Source organism: Plantactinospora sp. CNZ321 (assembly GCF_004217235.1).
Genome location: NZ_SHKQ01000001.1, coordinates 7591457 through 7604946 on the forward strand (window position 1 = coordinate 7591457; position 13490 = coordinate 7604946).

The 13490-nt window shown below is 70.7% G+C and carries 14 protein-coding genes; 8 read left to right on the forward strand and 6 right to left on the reverse strand.

Annotated features, from left to right (window positions below):
* The first annotated feature begins 273 nt into the window (after positions 1 to 273).
* Positions 274 to 909 carry a M23 family metallopeptidase gene (locus EV371_RS33085; protein ID WP_486485001.1) on the forward strand — a complete coding sequence of 212 codons (636 nt, stop codon included), beginning with the start codon at positions 274 to 276 and terminating at the stop codon, positions 907 to 909.
* A 28-nt stretch (positions 910 to 937) separates the two neighbouring features.
* Complete coding sequence (locus EV371_RS33090; RefSeq protein ID WP_130465518.1) at positions 938 to 1942, forward strand: prephenate dehydrogenase/arogenate dehydrogenase family protein; 1005 nt, start codon at positions 938 to 940, stop codon at positions 1940 to 1942.
* Here EV371_RS33090 and mtnA read toward each other — a convergent pair.
* A complete protein-coding gene (gene mtnA / locus EV371_RS33095) occupies positions 1914 to 2999 on the reverse strand; it encodes an S-methyl-5-thioribose-1-phosphate isomerase (protein WP_130465519.1) in 1086 nt (361 codons plus the stop codon). The genes EV371_RS33090 and mtnA overlap by 29 nt on opposite strands.
* Positions 3000 to 3104: 105 nt before the next feature.
* On the opposite strand from mtnA, the gene EV371_RS33100 reads away from it, so the two are divergent.
* A complete protein-coding gene (locus EV371_RS33100) occupies positions 3105 to 4178 on the forward strand; it encodes a PHP domain-containing protein (protein ID WP_130465520.1) in 1074 nt (357 codons plus the stop codon).
* On the opposite strand, the gene EV371_RS33105 is transcribed toward EV371_RS33100, so the two are convergent.
* The gene (locus EV371_RS33105; RefSeq protein ID WP_349340395.1) at positions 4164 to 5138 is read right to left on the reverse strand and encodes a DMT family transporter; all 975 of its coding nucleotides are present in this window, start codon (positions 5136 to 5138) and stop codon (positions 4164 to 4166) included. The two genes, EV371_RS33100 and EV371_RS33105, sit on opposite strands and share 15 nt — an antisense overlap.
* 115 nt (positions 5139 to 5253) lie before the next feature.
* Between EV371_RS33105 and EV371_RS33110 the strand changes: the two genes are divergently transcribed.
* The 3 genes from EV371_RS33110 (at position 5254) to EV371_RS33120 (ending at position 8454) form a co-directional block, all read left to right on the forward strand.
* The gene (locus tag EV371_RS33110) at positions 5254 to 5850 is read left to right on the forward strand and encodes a Uma2 family endonuclease (RefSeq protein WP_130465522.1); all 597 of its coding nucleotides are present in this window, start codon (positions 5254 to 5256) and stop codon (positions 5848 to 5850) included.
* 80 nt (positions 5851 to 5930) lie between these two features.
* Positions 5931 to 7601, forward strand: coding sequence for a DUF885 domain-containing protein (locus EV371_RS33115; protein ID WP_130465523.1), 1671 nt, complete (start codon positions 5931 to 5933; stop codon positions 7599 to 7601).
* Positions 7602 to 7716: 115 nt separating this feature from the next.
* Positions 7717 to 8454, forward strand: a complete 738-nt coding sequence (locus EV371_RS33120) for an NYN domain-containing protein (RefSeq protein WP_130465524.1) — start codon at positions 7717 to 7719, stop codon at positions 8452 to 8454.
* A 214-nt stretch (positions 8455 to 8668) separates the two neighbouring features.
* On the opposite strand, the gene EV371_RS33125 is transcribed toward EV371_RS33120, so the two are convergent.
* Entirely contained in the window at positions 8669 to 8950 is a 282-nt protein-coding gene (locus EV371_RS33125) for a flavin reductase (protein ID WP_130465525.1), read from the reverse strand.
* Positions 8951 to 9470: 520 nt separating this feature from the next.
* On the opposite strand from EV371_RS33125, the gene EV371_RS33130 reads away from it, so the two are divergent.
* A complete protein-coding gene (locus EV371_RS33130; protein WP_165436897.1) occupies positions 9471 to 10289 on the forward strand; it encodes a Scr1 family TA system antitoxin-like transcriptional regulator in 819 nt (272 codons plus the stop codon).
* Positions 10249 to 10440: a DUF397 domain-containing protein gene (locus EV371_RS33135; RefSeq protein WP_130466392.1), complete on the forward strand. Its 192-nt coding sequence runs from the start codon at positions 10249 to 10251 to the stop codon at positions 10438 to 10440. Before EV371_RS33130 ends, EV371_RS33135 begins: the two co-directional genes overlap by 41 nt.
* A gap of 152 nt (positions 10441 to 10592) precedes the next feature.
* Here EV371_RS33135 and EV371_RS33140 read toward each other — a convergent pair whose 3' ends face one another.
* From EV371_RS33140 to EV371_RS33150, 3 genes are all read right to left on the reverse strand, one after another.
* Positions 10593 to 11060: an SRPBCC family protein gene (locus EV371_RS33140; RefSeq protein WP_130465527.1), complete on the reverse strand. Its 468-nt coding sequence runs from the start codon at positions 11058 to 11060 to the stop codon at positions 10593 to 10595.
* The gene (locus EV371_RS33145; protein WP_130465528.1) at positions 11057 to 11401 is read right to left on the reverse strand and encodes a metalloregulator ArsR/SmtB family transcription factor; all 345 of its coding nucleotides are present in this window, start codon (positions 11399 to 11401) and stop codon (positions 11057 to 11059) included. The genes EV371_RS33140 and EV371_RS33145 overlap by 4 nt, the downstream gene beginning before the upstream one ends.
* A gap of 112 nt (positions 11402 to 11513) precedes the next feature.
* Positions 11514 to 13460 carry an ABC transporter ATP-binding protein gene (locus tag EV371_RS33150; RefSeq protein ID WP_207230860.1) on the reverse strand — a complete coding sequence of 649 codons (1947 nt, stop codon included), beginning with the start codon at positions 13458 to 13460 and terminating at the stop codon, positions 11514 to 11516.
* Positions 13461 to 13490: the final 30 nt, after the last annotated feature.

A 13490-nucleotide genomic window follows, 5' to 3' on the forward strand; every position in this document is an offset into this window, starting at 1 on the left:
AGCAATCCGGTACCCCGCTGACGGCACGGACGAGGCCGGTACGGCGGACCCGACGGCGGTACGGATGTCGTCCGGTACCGGCGGCTCCGGGTACGGCCGGCGCGCTCCGGACCGGTCTGCCACTATGGCCGAATGTCATGGGGGGGATCAGCCGGACCGGGCCGGATCGGCCGTCGACCGCTGTGGGTCACCGTCCTGCTGGTGACGGTGACGGCGCTCGCCGCCGGCTGCGCCGGTACCCGGCAGCCGACCGGCGCACCCGCCTTCGAGCCGATGGGGACGTCGGCCACGAGCCCGGCCGCCGAGGGCATCCCGAGCGCCGCGCCGACGACCGGCCCGCAGCCTTCCGATCCGGCGTCGAGGAATCCGACCCCGCCGCCGACGACCAGCGGCACCCACCGGTACGTCTTCCCGGTCCGGACCGGCAACGTCGCCTACCATCCGACCCACTCGGTGTACCCGGCCACCGACATCTTCGCCAACTGCGGCGCGCCGGTGGTCGCCGTCACGAACGGCCAGATCCTCGAGGTGAGCCGGGTCGACCGGTACCGCAAGACCGGCCCGCAGGGCCCGAACAACGGCGGCAAGGCGGTCTCGCTGCTCGGCGACGACGGGGTCCGCTACTACGGTTCGCACCTGACCAACGTCGCCGACGGGATCGAGGCGGGCGTTCGGGTGCGCGCCGGTCAGCAGGTCGGCACGGTCGGCCGGACCGGCAACGCCAACAACGTCTGCCACCTGCACTTCGGCATCTCACCGCCGTGCCAGAAGACCGCCGACTGGTGGATCCGCCGCGGCGTGGTCTGGCCGGCGTCGTTCCTGGACGCCTGGCGCAAGAAGCGGAACACGTCACCGGCCGCGAAGGTGCGGCAGTGGCGCGCCGACAAGGGCTGCCCGACGGCGCCGTAGCCCGGGCCGGTGTGCGAGAGTTCCGGTCGTGGACGTCGCGGTGATCGGGCTCGGTCTCATCGGCGGTTCGGTGCTGCGGGCACTGGCCTCGGCCGGGCATGCGGTGCTCGGCCACGACGCCGACCCGGCGACCAGGGCCACCGCCCGAACCGCTGCCGCGCAGGCGCCGCCGGCGCACCGCTGGCAGGTCGCCCGGACGGTACGCGACGCGGTGGCCGGCGCCGAACTGGTGGTGATCGCCGTACCGCTGCCGGCGGTTGCCGGGGTGCTCGACGAGCTCTCCGCCGCCGGCTACACCGGGTTGGTCACCGACGTCACCTCGGTAAAGGAACCGGTACGCGCCCTGGTCGACCGGCACCTGCGCGGCGGTACCGACCGGCGGGCCGGGTTCGTCGGCGGGCACCCGATGGCCGGCCGGGAGACCTCCGGGTTCGGTGCCGCGGATCCGGCTCTCTTCACCGGCTGTGCCTGGGTGCTCTGCCTCGAACCGGGGCTGACCCAGCTGGCGGACTGGCTGGAGCTGGCCGCGTTGCTGACCGGTATCGGTGCCCGGGTGGTACCGGCGGTCGCCGCCGAGCACGACCGTGCGGTGGCTGCCGTCAGCCACGTACCGCATCTGCTGGCCACCGCGATCGCGGCGGTCGCCGCCGGCGATCCGCTGGCCGGCACCCTCGCCGCCGGCTCGTTCCGGGACGGCACCCGGGTCGCGGCGACCCGGCCCGACCTGGTCGCCGCGATGTGCGGCGGCAACGCCGCCGCGGTCGGGCCGGCGCTGGACGCGGTACTGCGGGAGTTGGACGGCGCCCGCAGCGCGCTCGGTTCGGCGGACCCGATCGGCGCGCTGCGGGACTGGCTGGCGCCCGGTTCGGCGGCCCGGCGGACCTGGCCGGCCCGACCCGGCGCCCCGGTGGACCTGCCGGCCCGACCGGACGCGCTGCTCCGGCTCGGCCGGGCGGGTGGCTGGGTGACCCGGGTCGCCGAGGACCGGCGTACGGTCACCGCGGTCAGACCCGCTCCCCCCGATCCAGCCTGATCACCCGCCGCTCGGTGACGATCGCCGTGACCAGCTCGTACGGGGTCACGTCGAAGGCGGGATTGACCGCGTCGGCGCCGTCGGGCCCGGCCGGTCGATCACCGCCCGGCCCGCCCGCTCGACCGGCCTCCGTCCCGGTCTCCGACCCGCCTGGTCGACCGGCTCCGGGCTGCCGGGAGACCCGGCCCTCCGGCGGGCGTGGCGTCCGGCCGTACGACAGCACCTCGTCGGCACCCCGGTCCTCGATCTCGACCTGGTCACCCCCGGCCGTGTCGAGGTCGACGGTCGACTCCGGCGCGACGACGACGAACGGGATGCCGGCCCGGCGGGCGCCGAGCGCGTGCGCGTACGTGCCGATCTTGTTGATCACGTCGCCGTTGGCGCAGATCCGGTCGGCGCCGAGCACCACCCCGTCGACCTCGCCCCGGGCCATCAGGAACGGGCCCGCCCCGTCCACCGCCACCCGGTACGGCACCCCGGCCCGGCCCAGTTCCCAGGCGGTCAGCCGGGCGCCCTGCAACAGTGGCCGGGTCTCGCTGGCCAGTACCGCGCCGAGCGCGTCCCGCCGGTGCAGTTCGAGTACCACCCCGAGGGCGGTACCGCCGACCACCGCCGCCAGCGCGCCGGTGTTGCAGTGGGTGAGCAGCCGGGGCCGCGCGCCACAGAGTTCGGCCAGCAGGTCGGCGCCGAGCCTGGCCATCGCCGCCGAGGCGGCGATCTCCTCGTCCCGGATCGCCAGCGCCTCGGCGAGGACCGCGTCGGCGCCCTCCGGCAGCCGGGCGGCGGCCCGGCGTACGCCCCGGGCCAGGTTCACCGCCGTCGGCCGAGCGGTCTCCAGCCGGCGTACCGCCGCCGCCACGTCGCCCGGCTGGTGTGCGGCGAGGGCGACGCCGAGCGCACCGGCCACGCCGAGCGCCGGGGCGCCGCGTACCGCGAGCCGCTGGATCGCCCCGACCAGGTCCTCGACGGCGGTCAACCGGAGGATGGTGAGCCGACCCGGCAGGGCGGTCTGGTCGATGAGTTCGACGGCACCGTCAACCCAGTCGATCGTGCGCATGACGGCCAGGGTACGGCGGCATTCCGGGCCGGGCGAGCCGGCGGCCGCCCCGGTGCCGGCCGCTGGCCGGACGGAATGCTGGCCTCCGCGGCTAACCTGATCGGCATGACTGGCCGCGACCCCATCGCCGACCTCCGTCGGATCGCCTTCCTGCTGGAGCGGGCGAACGAGGCCAGCTTCCGGGTCAAGGCGTTCCGGTCGGCCGCGAAGACCCTGGCCGAGCTGCCCGCCGAGGAGCTGGCGACCCGGGCCGGGGCGGGCACCCTGACCGAACTCTCCGGCGTCGGCGACGTGACCGCGCGGACCGTGACCGAGTCGCTGCGTGGCGAGGAGCCGGTCTATCTGCGTCGGCTGCTCGCCACCGAGGGGCTCGACCTGGACGAGGAGGCCGCCGCGCTGCGGGCGGCGCTGCGCGGTGACTGCCACACCCACTCCGACTGGTCGGACGGGGGTTCGCCGATCGAGGAGATGGCACTCGCCGCCGTCGAGCTGGGGCACGAGTATCTGGTACTGACCGACCACTCGCCCCGGCTGACCGTGGCCCGGGGGCTGACCGCCGCCCGGCTGCGCCGGCAGCTCGACTACGTCGCCGCGGTCAACGACGCGCTGCCGGAGGGTTTCCGGATCCTCACCGGTATCGAGGTCGACATCCTCGACGACGGCTCGCTGGACCAGGACGAGGAACTGCTGGCCCGGCTCGACGTGGTGGTCGGCTCGGTGCACAGCAACCTGCGGGACCCGAAGGCGCGGATGACCAGGCGGATGCTGGCGGCGGTCGCCAACCCGCACCTGGACATCCTCGGGCACTGCACCGGGCGGATGGTCGCGGCCCGACCGCCCGGGGTGACCGGTCCGGGCGACCGGGGACACCGGGCGCGCACCCGGCCGCCGAGCGACTTCGACGCCGACGCCGTCTTCGCCGCCTGTGCCGAGTACGACAAGGCGGTCGAGATCAACTCCCGTCCGGAACGGCAGGACCCGCCGAAGCGGCTGATCCGGCTGGCCGTCGAGGCGGGCTGCCGGTTCGCGATCAACACAGACGCGCACGCACCGGGCCAGCTCGACTGGCAGCGGTTCGGCTGCGAGCGGGCCGCCCGGTGCGGCGTACCGGCGGAGCGGGTCGTCAACACCTGGTCGGCCGAGGCGCTGCTCGACTGGGCCGGCTCACACTCGGGCTGACGGGGTCAGCTCCGGCGGCATGCCGGCCGGCACGGCCGGTTGGCGTCGCCGGCTGAACAGGCCCTGCGAGACCGCCACCCCGGCCAGTACGATCGCCGCGCCGACCGGCTGGTGCCAGGCCAGGTGCTCGTTGAGCGCCAGCACCCCGATCAGCACGGCGAAGATCGGGATGACGTAGGTGACCGTCGAGGCCGTGCTCGCCCCGGCCACCCGGATGTTGCGCAGGTTGATCACGAAGGCGAGGCCGGTGCCGAGCGCACCCAGTGCCAGGACGCTGGCGATGACCTCACCGGAGAGCCGGGTCGGTGCCGGCGGGGCACCTCCGATCAGCGGTGCGGCGATCGCGAGCTGCGCCGTCGCCATCAGCAACTGCGCCGCCGAGAGCGCCAGCCCGGACTCGGCCCGGCCGGCGACGAAGCGTTTCTGGTACGGGATGGCCACGCCGTAACAGGCCGCCGCCCCGAGGCAGAACAGCTGGCCGGTGAACTGGGCACCGCCGAGCCCCTGCCACACGCCCAGCACCACCAGCACCCCGACGAAGCCCAGCCCGAGTCCCACCCCCCGGCGCACGGTCATCCGCTCGGTCCGGAACACCAGCACCGCCAGCGGGAGCACCACCAGTGGGGTGGTCGCGTTCCAGATGCCGGCGAGCATCGAGGAGACCCGCTGCTCGCCGTAGCCGAAGAGGGTGAACGGCAGGGCGATCCCGACCGCCGAGTAGAGGGCGGTGTGCAGCCAGAGCACCGGATCCCGGGGCAGCCGGTCGCGGAGCACCGCCAGCACGACGAGCAGGGTGATGGCGCCGGCGCCGACCCGGCCGAGGGTGACGTAGACCGGGTGCATCTCGCGGATCCCGACCTTGATGAAGAGGAAGCTCGATCCCCAGATCGCACCGAGGACGAAGAAGCCCGGCAGCCACGACCGGAGCGCGGCCTTGTCAGGGGTGGTAGCGCTTGTCACTCCTGACACTCTGCGCCAGGGGTACGACATTGTCTCGCGATTTTCGGACCTCGTGGCGGGCGCCACACGTCGTCCGGTCCGGTTGGTAACGTCGACTGCGTCGAGGAGGTGACCCATGGCGATGCCGGCACAGTTCGATCCGCTGGTCGACTTCGACGGCATGTGGACAACCCAGCTCGCCGACCGCTATCTTCCGCTGCCGGAACTGCCTACCGCACGTTACGAGTGCATCGACGGAAGGTTAGTGATGACCCCGGCAGAAGTCGGCGCCAACAGCTACGGCGAGATGACGCTCGCCCACCTGCTCCGACCGGCCGCCCAGGCAGCCGGGTTCTATGTATACGGCCCGGTCAACCTCACGTTCGCGTTGCGGCAGTGGATCCAGCCGGACGTCACGATCTTGCACGCCCTACCGCAGACCGACGAAGAGGACAAGTGGGTGCCGGTCCGGCTCTGCACGATGGCGGTCGAGTTCGTCTCACACGGCAGCCGGAAGCAGGACTTCGTCGACAAGCCGAAACGCTGTGCCGAGGGCGGGGTACCGTACTTCATGCGGGTGGAGATCGTCCGCCGGCTCCGGCACGCCTCCGTCGAGTTCTTCACCCTGACCGACGGCGCATACCAGCGCACCGCCGAGGCGGTCTGCGGGCAGCGACTCCGGGCGAGCGAGCCCTTCGAGATCGACTTCGATCCACGCGAACTTCTGCCCTGACCGGTCCGGCCCCCGCCGCCGCACGCCGAGGGGCGTTACGCGGATGAGTGGAGCCTGGCCGATCACGTAGGGTTCGGGGCGTGGGACGAATCAACGAGTTGGCCGACCGCTACGTCGACGAGTGGGCCCGGCTCAATCCGCTCGGCGCGACCTTCGTCGGCATCGCGGGATACGACGACCAGCTCGGTGACCTCTCGCCGGAGGGCCTCGCGGCACAGGCCGAGCTGACCCGGCGTACGCTGGCCGCCCTCGACGCCACCGAGCCGGACTCCGAGGCGGAGCGGACCGCCAAGGAGGCGATGCAGGAGCGACTCGGCCTGGAACTCGCCCGGTACGACGCGGGCGAGACCGCCAGCGAACTGAACGTCATCGCCAGCGGACTGCACGAACTCCGGCAGGTCTTCGACCTGATGCCGGCCGAGGGCGCCGAGGCGGTCGGCAACATCGCCGCCCGGCTGGGCCAGTTCGCCGGGGCGCTCGACGCGTACAAGACCACGCTGCGTACCGCCGCCGAGGCGGGACACGTCAGCTCCCGTACCCAGATCGTCGAGGTCGCCAAGCAGTGCGACATCTGGACCGACCCGGGCGGCGACAACTTCTTCCACTCCCTGGTCGAGCGGCTGCAGGCCGACCCGGCGCTCGCCGCCGAGCTGCGCCGGGGCGCCGCGGCGGCCACCGCCGCCACCGCCGAGTTCGGGCACTTCCTGCGCAACGAGCTGGCCCCGCTGGGCCGGGCCAAGCAGGCCGCCGGGCGGGACCGGTACGAACTCGCCTCGCAGTACTTCCTCGGTGCCCGGGTCGACCTGACGGAGACGTACGCCTGGGGGTTCGAGGAGCTGGCCCGGCTGGAGGCCGAGATGCGCGCGGTGGCCGCGGAGATCGCGGGCCCCGGCGCCAGCACCGACGCGGCGGTTACCGCGCTGGACGCCGACCCGGCCCGGCGGATCCAGGGCAAGGAGGCGTTCCGGGACTGGATGCAGGCGCTGGCCGACAAGGCGATCGCCGAGCTGCACGGCACGCACTTCGACATCCCCGAGCAGGTCCGCCGGATCGAGTGCTGCCTCGCGCCGACCAGCGACGGCGGCATCTACTACACCGGCCCGAGCGAGGACTTCTCCCGGCCGGGCCGGATGTGGTGGGCCGTGCCGCAGGGCATCACCGAGTTCTCCACCTGGCGCGAGGTGACCACCGTCTTCCACGAGGGCGTACCCGGGCACCACCTCCAGATCGCGCAGACCCAGGTCCGGGCCGACCTGCTCAACCGCTGGCAGCGACTGCTCTCCTGGTCGTCCGGGCACGGCGAGGGCTGGGCGCTCTACTCCGAGCGGCTGATGGACGAGCTGGGCTACCTCGCCGACCCCGGCGACAAGCTCGGCATGCTCGACGGGCAGGCGTTCCGGGCCGCCCGGGTGATCGTGGACATCGGCATGCACCTGGAGCTGGAGATCCCCCGGGACAACCCGTTCGGCTTCCACCCGGGCGAGCGCTGGACGCCCGAGCTGGGCTGGGAGTTCATGCGGGCGCACTGCCGGGTACCGGACGAGAACCTGCGGTTCGAGCTGAACCGCTATCTGGGCTGGCCGGGGCAGGCACCGTCGTACAAGGTCGGCGAGCGGATCTGGTTGCAGGCCCGGGAGGACGCGAAGGCGCGCAAGGGCGCGGACTTCGACCTGAAGGAGTTCCACCGGGCGGCGCTCGACCTGGGCTCGCTCGGCCTGGACCCGCTGCGCGCCGCGCTGGCCCGGATCTAAAACCATCGGGTACTGGTACGAGACGAATGTGAGTTACCGATCAACGATCCGCTGCGACTGAACGATCTTCGGGTCCGGCTTCCAGACTGTTGGATCTGATTGGTAGCGTGCCGCTGTGCGAGTCGGCATCTACATCGACGGCTACAATCTTTATTACGGCGCTCGCGGTCTCTGTGGCCGTGGCACTCCAGGCTGGCGCTGGCTCGACATTCGCGCGCTGGCACATAAGATCTTGGCCGGACGAAAGGACTGGCCAGACGCCACCTTGGGGCGCATCGTCTACTGTACTGCGGTAATCGATGCCGCCAGCAACCCGTCAGGCTTCAACGACCAGGACATCTACCTGAAGGCGCTGGTCGCCGCCCACAGTGTCGACCACATCGAGTACGGGACCTATGTGGCGAGGGTCAAGCAGGCCCCGCTTGCCGTCAAGACGCCAAGCCGGAGCCGGCAGCCACAGATCGTGCATCCACAGTGGCCGATCATGGTTCAGGACTCCGTAGGTAATCCGATGCCGGATGCGGTCTTCATGGTGTCGTACGCTCATCGGGAGGAGAAGGGCTCCGACGTCAACGTCGCCTCCCACCTCCTGGTCGATGTCCTTACCAGGCAGGTCGATGCGGCAATCGTGATCTCGAATGACAGCGATCTCAGTTTTCCAATTCGGCATGCCAGAACACGGGTTCCGCTCGGTCTGGTCAACCCCTCCGACAACTACCTGGCCGGAGCACTGAAGGGAAAGATCGATGACGGCGTAGGACGTCACTGGTGGCGCCCTTTGGCGGCCTCGGACCTGAGAGCCTGCCAACTCCCGAACCCGGTCGGCGGGTACTCCAAGCCGGTAGGCTGGTAGATCCGACTCTGCCGCCAGGCTGAAGCGTTATCAGCCTGATGACGACGTATCCCGTTGATAACGGGTGCTCGGCGCGCTAGTATCGCTGGCATATACCACCCGGTTCCCCTCGTTGGGACCGGGTTTTCCTTGTCTGGCCCGCGCAACGCGGCCCGCCCCGGACCAGGGGAACGGCAGGGTGGTCCGGGGCGGGCCTGATCGGGTGATGAGGCGGTCAGTGGCGCCGGGGCACCCAGTGCAGGATCTGCCCGGCGATCACTGCGGGGTGCGTGTCGGGGAGTTCTTCCAGGGCGCGGGCAAGGTGTCCGGCGAGATACACCAGCAGGCCCACACGGTCGCCCTGGAAGCCGATCAGCAGGGCGAGCCGTGCCTGCGGACAGGGCCAGGCGTTGCCACAGTCACGGCAGCGGTATGACGGGTGTGCCGGGACGTGCGCCCCGGTTCTGCGACGCCGCCGTGTGGCGAACCAGTACCACCGCTCCTGCGGCCCGATCACCGGTCACACCCGCTGGCGAAGCCGAGCGCGATGCCGCTGCGCCGGGGTGAGGTTACCGGCTCGGCCGCTGGTGTGCCCGTCCAGCCCGGCCCGTTGATTGGTCGTCCGGCGGGATGGCGACGGCGAGGCCAGGGCTTCCAGGCTGGGGGCGACGACCTGGGGCATGGACGGCACAGCCGGCATGGCGCGGACGGCTGCCCGGTACTCCCGGCGGGTCAGTGCCGGAATCGGTGGCGGTTCCCAGGGTCTCGGCGATGCCGCCGTCAAGGGATGGGCATCCGGGCAGCGCCAGCGGCACCCGCATCGGCAGTACCGCCACAACCGCCGCCAGTCCCGTCGGTGTATTCGCCGTACTCGGTGAAAACGCATCCGTCACCTCCTGGAAGTAGCCGGGGCGGGGCCGATTCGATGCCTCCGCCGAATTCCACCCTGGACCGTGACCGCGCGGTGACGGAAGATAATCGGCGGGCACAAAGGACGGATACTCCGGATCGCAGGCGGCTACAGAAGGGCACTGAACGTGAGTAATCTTCCGACTCGGCTCAAGGAACTGCGAGCCGAGCGAGGCGTTACCCAAGATCAGGTAGCGGAGTCGGTGCAGGTCAGCAAGTCACTGATTGCGGCGTTCGAGACAAGCCGACTCGCCCCGCAACAGGACACGGCAGCGACCCTGGATGCATTTTTCGAAACCGGCGACGAGATTCAGAAACTGTCTACCGAGGCCAGGAAAAACCGGAAGCCGGGTCCGAGCTGGTTCCGGCCCTGGCGGAACGTGGAGGAAACGGCGGCGATCCTCCGCTACTTCCAGGCGACCCTGATTCCCGGTCTGTTGCAGACGGAGGCGTACGCGAGGGCGGTCTTCGCCAGCACCGGAATGCTCTCCGACGACGAGGTGGCGAGCCGGGTAGCCAACCGGCTGGAACGGCAGGCCGCCATCCTCGACCGGCAGGACCGGCCCGCCCTGGCCTTCATCATCGACGCCGCCGCACTCCGGTGCGGCCCGCCCGAGATAGCCAAGGACCAACTGCTGCACCTGGCGGACACCAGCGCCCGGCCGAACATCTTCGTCCACGTCGTCCCCGACTCCGCCGGCCTGCACGCGGGCCGCAGCGGGTCCTTTACCCTGGCCACTTTGGAGGGCAGCGGCACGGTCGGTCTGCTGGAAGACTTCTACGAGGACCGGGTGATAGCCGAGCCGACTCGGGTCACCGGCCTGGAGCGGACGTGGCAGGCTATAACGGCGGTCGCCCTCCCGTGTGACCAGTCGAGAGACCTGATCTTGAGGTTGGTGAATGACTATGACGACCCAGCGGCCGAGCTGGCGCAAGTCCAGCCGTAGCGGCCAGAGCGGCGGAAACTGTGTGGAGGTTGCCGACAACCTGCCCGGCCGGGTTCTCGTCCGGGACAGCAAGGACCGGCAGGGGCCGGTGCTGACCTTCACCCCCGAGAAGTGGCAGGCATTCGTGGGCCTGGCCAGCCGGCACCACTGATCGTTGCCCAGCCCAGCAGCTTGCGGCACCTCGAACGGAAGACAGAAAGCCCTCCGCCGTCCCGGCCGAGGGCTTTCTGCTCGTCAATCTCTGCTACCGGACGAGCACTGCGGCGAGGGTGGCGAGCGCGACCACTCCGGCCCCGGGGAAGCTTACGCATCAGAGGGTTTCCGTCCGCGTTCCCGGGACAGGTACGCCTCGATCCGGGCGAACGCGCCCACCCACACCTCGCCGACGAAGAAGTCCCGGACCTCGGGGGTCGGGAAGCCGCTCTGCACGACGGTCATCAGGGTGCCGCCGTCCTGCTCCTCGAAGGTGATCTCGACCCGGGTCGTCATGGCGAGCCCGTCCGGGCTGCTGCCGACGGACTCGGTGACGAGTCGGTGCGGGCGATCGATCTCGACGAAGGTCTGCGTCTCCCGGAACAACATGTCCGGGGTGGGTCCCCAGACGGCGGTCTGCTGCCCGCCGACCCGGAGGTCGACCGTGATCTCCACGATCCCGGGCTCCTCGTCCAGGATGGTGAACCAGATCTTCTGCTTCTCGGCGTCGGTGTAGGCGTCGAAGACCTCGTCCGGGGTTGCCGGGAGGTGCCGGGTCATTCGCATGTCGAGTGTCATGAATCCTCTTCCTTCGTGCCACGGCGCAGGGTCAGATAGGCGTCCAGCCCGTCGAGGCGACGCGCCCAGAGGCGCTGGTAGAAGCTGATCCAGGCCATCGCCTCGTCCAGCGGTGCATCCCCGAGACGGCACTGCCGGGACCGGCCGACCTTCTGTGTCACGACAAGGCCCGCGTCCTCCAGCAGTTGGACGTGCTTCTTCATGCCGGTCAGGCTCATCCCGGCCGGCTGGGCCAGCTCGCCGATGGTGGCCGGCCCGTCACCGAGCCGGACCAGGATGTCCCGGCGCGTGGCGTCGGCCAGGCAGGCGAAGACCCGGTCGAGTACCTCTTGCTGAACCATACGGTTCAACATATAACACTGAACCCAATGGTTCAACATTGACTAGCGAGCGGCCTGTCCGGGAACAGCGGGTCGGCCGTTCAGCCCCGCGACCGTTCAGCCCCGCGGTCGTTCAGCCCCGCGGTCGGGGTGTCCCGCCTGGTACGCCGCCCGGCCCGGCCAGTACCGCCGGCTCCACATCGGCCACCGGCTGGGAGAACTGCGCGTGGTAGAGCCGGTGGTACGCGCCCTGCGCGGCCAGCAGTTCGTCGTGGGTGCCCTGCTCGACGATCCGGCCGCTCTCCATCACCAGGATGAGGTCGGCGTCCCGGATGGTCGACAGCCGGTGCGCGATCACGAAACTGGTCCGGTCCGCCCGCAGCGCGGCCATCGCCCGCTGGAGCAGCACCTCGGTGCGGGTGTCCACCGAACTCGTCGCCTCGTCCAGGATCAGCAGCGACGGGTTGGCCAGGAACGCCCGGGCGATGGTGATGAGCTGCTTCTCGCCCGCGCTGACGTTGTTGCCCTCCTCGTCGATGACGGTGTCGTAGCCATCCGGCAGGCTGCGGACGAACCGGTCGACGAAGGTCGCCTTCGCCGCCGCGAGGATCTGCTCCTCGGACGCGTCCGGGTCGCCGTACGCGATGTTGTCCCGGATCGTCCCGCCGAACAGCCAGGTGTCCTGGAGCACCATGCCGATCTCGCTGCGCAGGGTGTCCCGACGCAGTTCGGTCAGGTCGACCCCGTCCAGGGTGATCCGTCCGGCGTCCAACTCGTAGAAGCGCATCACCAGGTTGACCAGGGTGGTCTTGCCGGCCCCGGTCGGACCGACGATCGCCACCGTGTGCCCCGGCTCGGCGACCAGTGACAGGTCGTCGATCAGCGGCTTCTCCGGCTCGTACCGGAACGAGACGTGTTCGAACTCGACCCGGCCGTGCCGCGCCGTGAGCCGGGCCGGCACGGCCGGATCCGGGGTCTGCTCCTCCGCGTCGAGTACGTCGAAGACCCGCTCCGCCGAGGCGACCCCGGACTGGAGCAGGTTAGCCATCGAGGCGACCTGGGTCAGCGGCTGGGTGAACTGCCGGGAGTACTGGATGAACGCCTGCACGTCGCCGAGGGTCATCGCCCCGGACGCGACCCGCAGCCCGCCGATCACCGCGATCAGCACGTAGCTCAGGTTTCCGATGAACATCATCGACGGCATGATGATGCCGGAGACGAACTGGGCGGCGAAGCTCGCCCTGAACAGCTCCTCGTTCTTCGCGCCGAAGGCCGCCTCCACCTCGCGCTGCCGGCCGAAGACCTTCACCAGTTCGTGCCCGGTGAACGCCTCCTCGATCTGACCGTTCAGCGCGCCGGTGTGCGTCCACTGCGCGATGAACTGCTTCTGCGACCGCTTCGCGATCTGCTTGGTCACCACCACCGAGACCGGTACCGCGATCAGCGCGACCACGGCCAGCAGCGGCGAGATCCAGAACATCACCCCCAGTACGCCGACCACGGTGAGCAGCGAGGTGAGCAGCTGGCTGAGGGTCTGTTGCAGGGTCTGCGAGATGTTGTCGATGTCGTTGGTGACCCGGCTGAGCAACTCGCCCCGGGGCTGGCCGTCGAAGTACGGCAGCGGCAGCCGGTTGAGCTTGGCCTCCACGTCCGAGCGCAGCTGCCGGATGGTGCTCTGCACGGCGCCGTTCAGGATGTAGCCCTGGAGCCAGCCGAACAGGCTGGCGGCGAGGAAGAGCAGGACCGCGAGCAGCAGGATCCGGGCGAGCCGCTCGAAGTCGATGCCGACGCCGGGGATGACCTCCATCTTCAGCAACAGCTCGGCGAAGCCGTCGTTGCCGGCCGCCCGGGCACCCTCGGCGGCCTGCTCGGCGGTGATGCCGGCCGGTAGCTGCCGGCCGAGCAGCCCGGAGAAGATCACGTCGGTGGCGTACCCGAGGATCTTCGGCCCGGCCACCGACAGCCCGACACTGACGACCGCCAGCAGGATCACCACGGTCAGTGACAGTCGGTGCGGCCGGAGCAGGCCCAGTAGCCGCCGCGCCGACGGGCCGAAGTTCATCGACTTCTCGGCCGGCATCCCGGCGGTGGCCCACGCCGGACCGCCCCG

Excerpts from the sequence above, each read along its gene's own strand:
- mtnA (WP_130465519.1), bottom strand. The coding sequence starts at position 2,999 with ATGCGCACGATCGACTGGGTTGACGGTGCCGTCGAACTCATCGACCAG.
- EV371_RS33145 (WP_130465528.1), bottom strand. The coding sequence starts at position 11,401 with ATGGTTCAGCAAGAGGTACTCGACCGGGTCTTCGCCTGCCTGGCCGAC.
- EV371_RS33085 (WP_486485001.1), top strand. The coding sequence starts at position 274 with ATGGGGACGTCGGCCACGAGCCCGGCCGCCGAGGGCATCCCGAGCGCC.
- EV371_RS33150 (WP_207230860.1), bottom strand. The coding sequence starts at position 13,460 with ATGCCGGCCGAGAAGTCGATGAACTTCGGCCCGTCGGCGCGGCGGCTA.
- EV371_RS33140 (WP_130465527.1), bottom strand. The coding sequence starts at position 11,060 with ATGACACTCGACATGCGAATGACCCGGCACCTCCCGGCAACCCCGGAC.
- EV371_RS33110 (WP_130465522.1), top strand. The coding sequence starts at position 5,254 with ATGGCGATGCCGGCACAGTTCGATCCGCTGGTCGACTTCGACGGCATG.
- EV371_RS33100 (WP_130465520.1), top strand. The coding sequence starts at position 3,105 with ATGACTGGCCGCGACCCCATCGCCGACCTCCGTCGGATCGCCTTCCTG.
- EV371_RS33135 (WP_130466392.1), top strand. The coding sequence starts at position 10,249 with ATGACGACCCAGCGGCCGAGCTGGCGCAAGTCCAGCCGTAGCGGCCAG.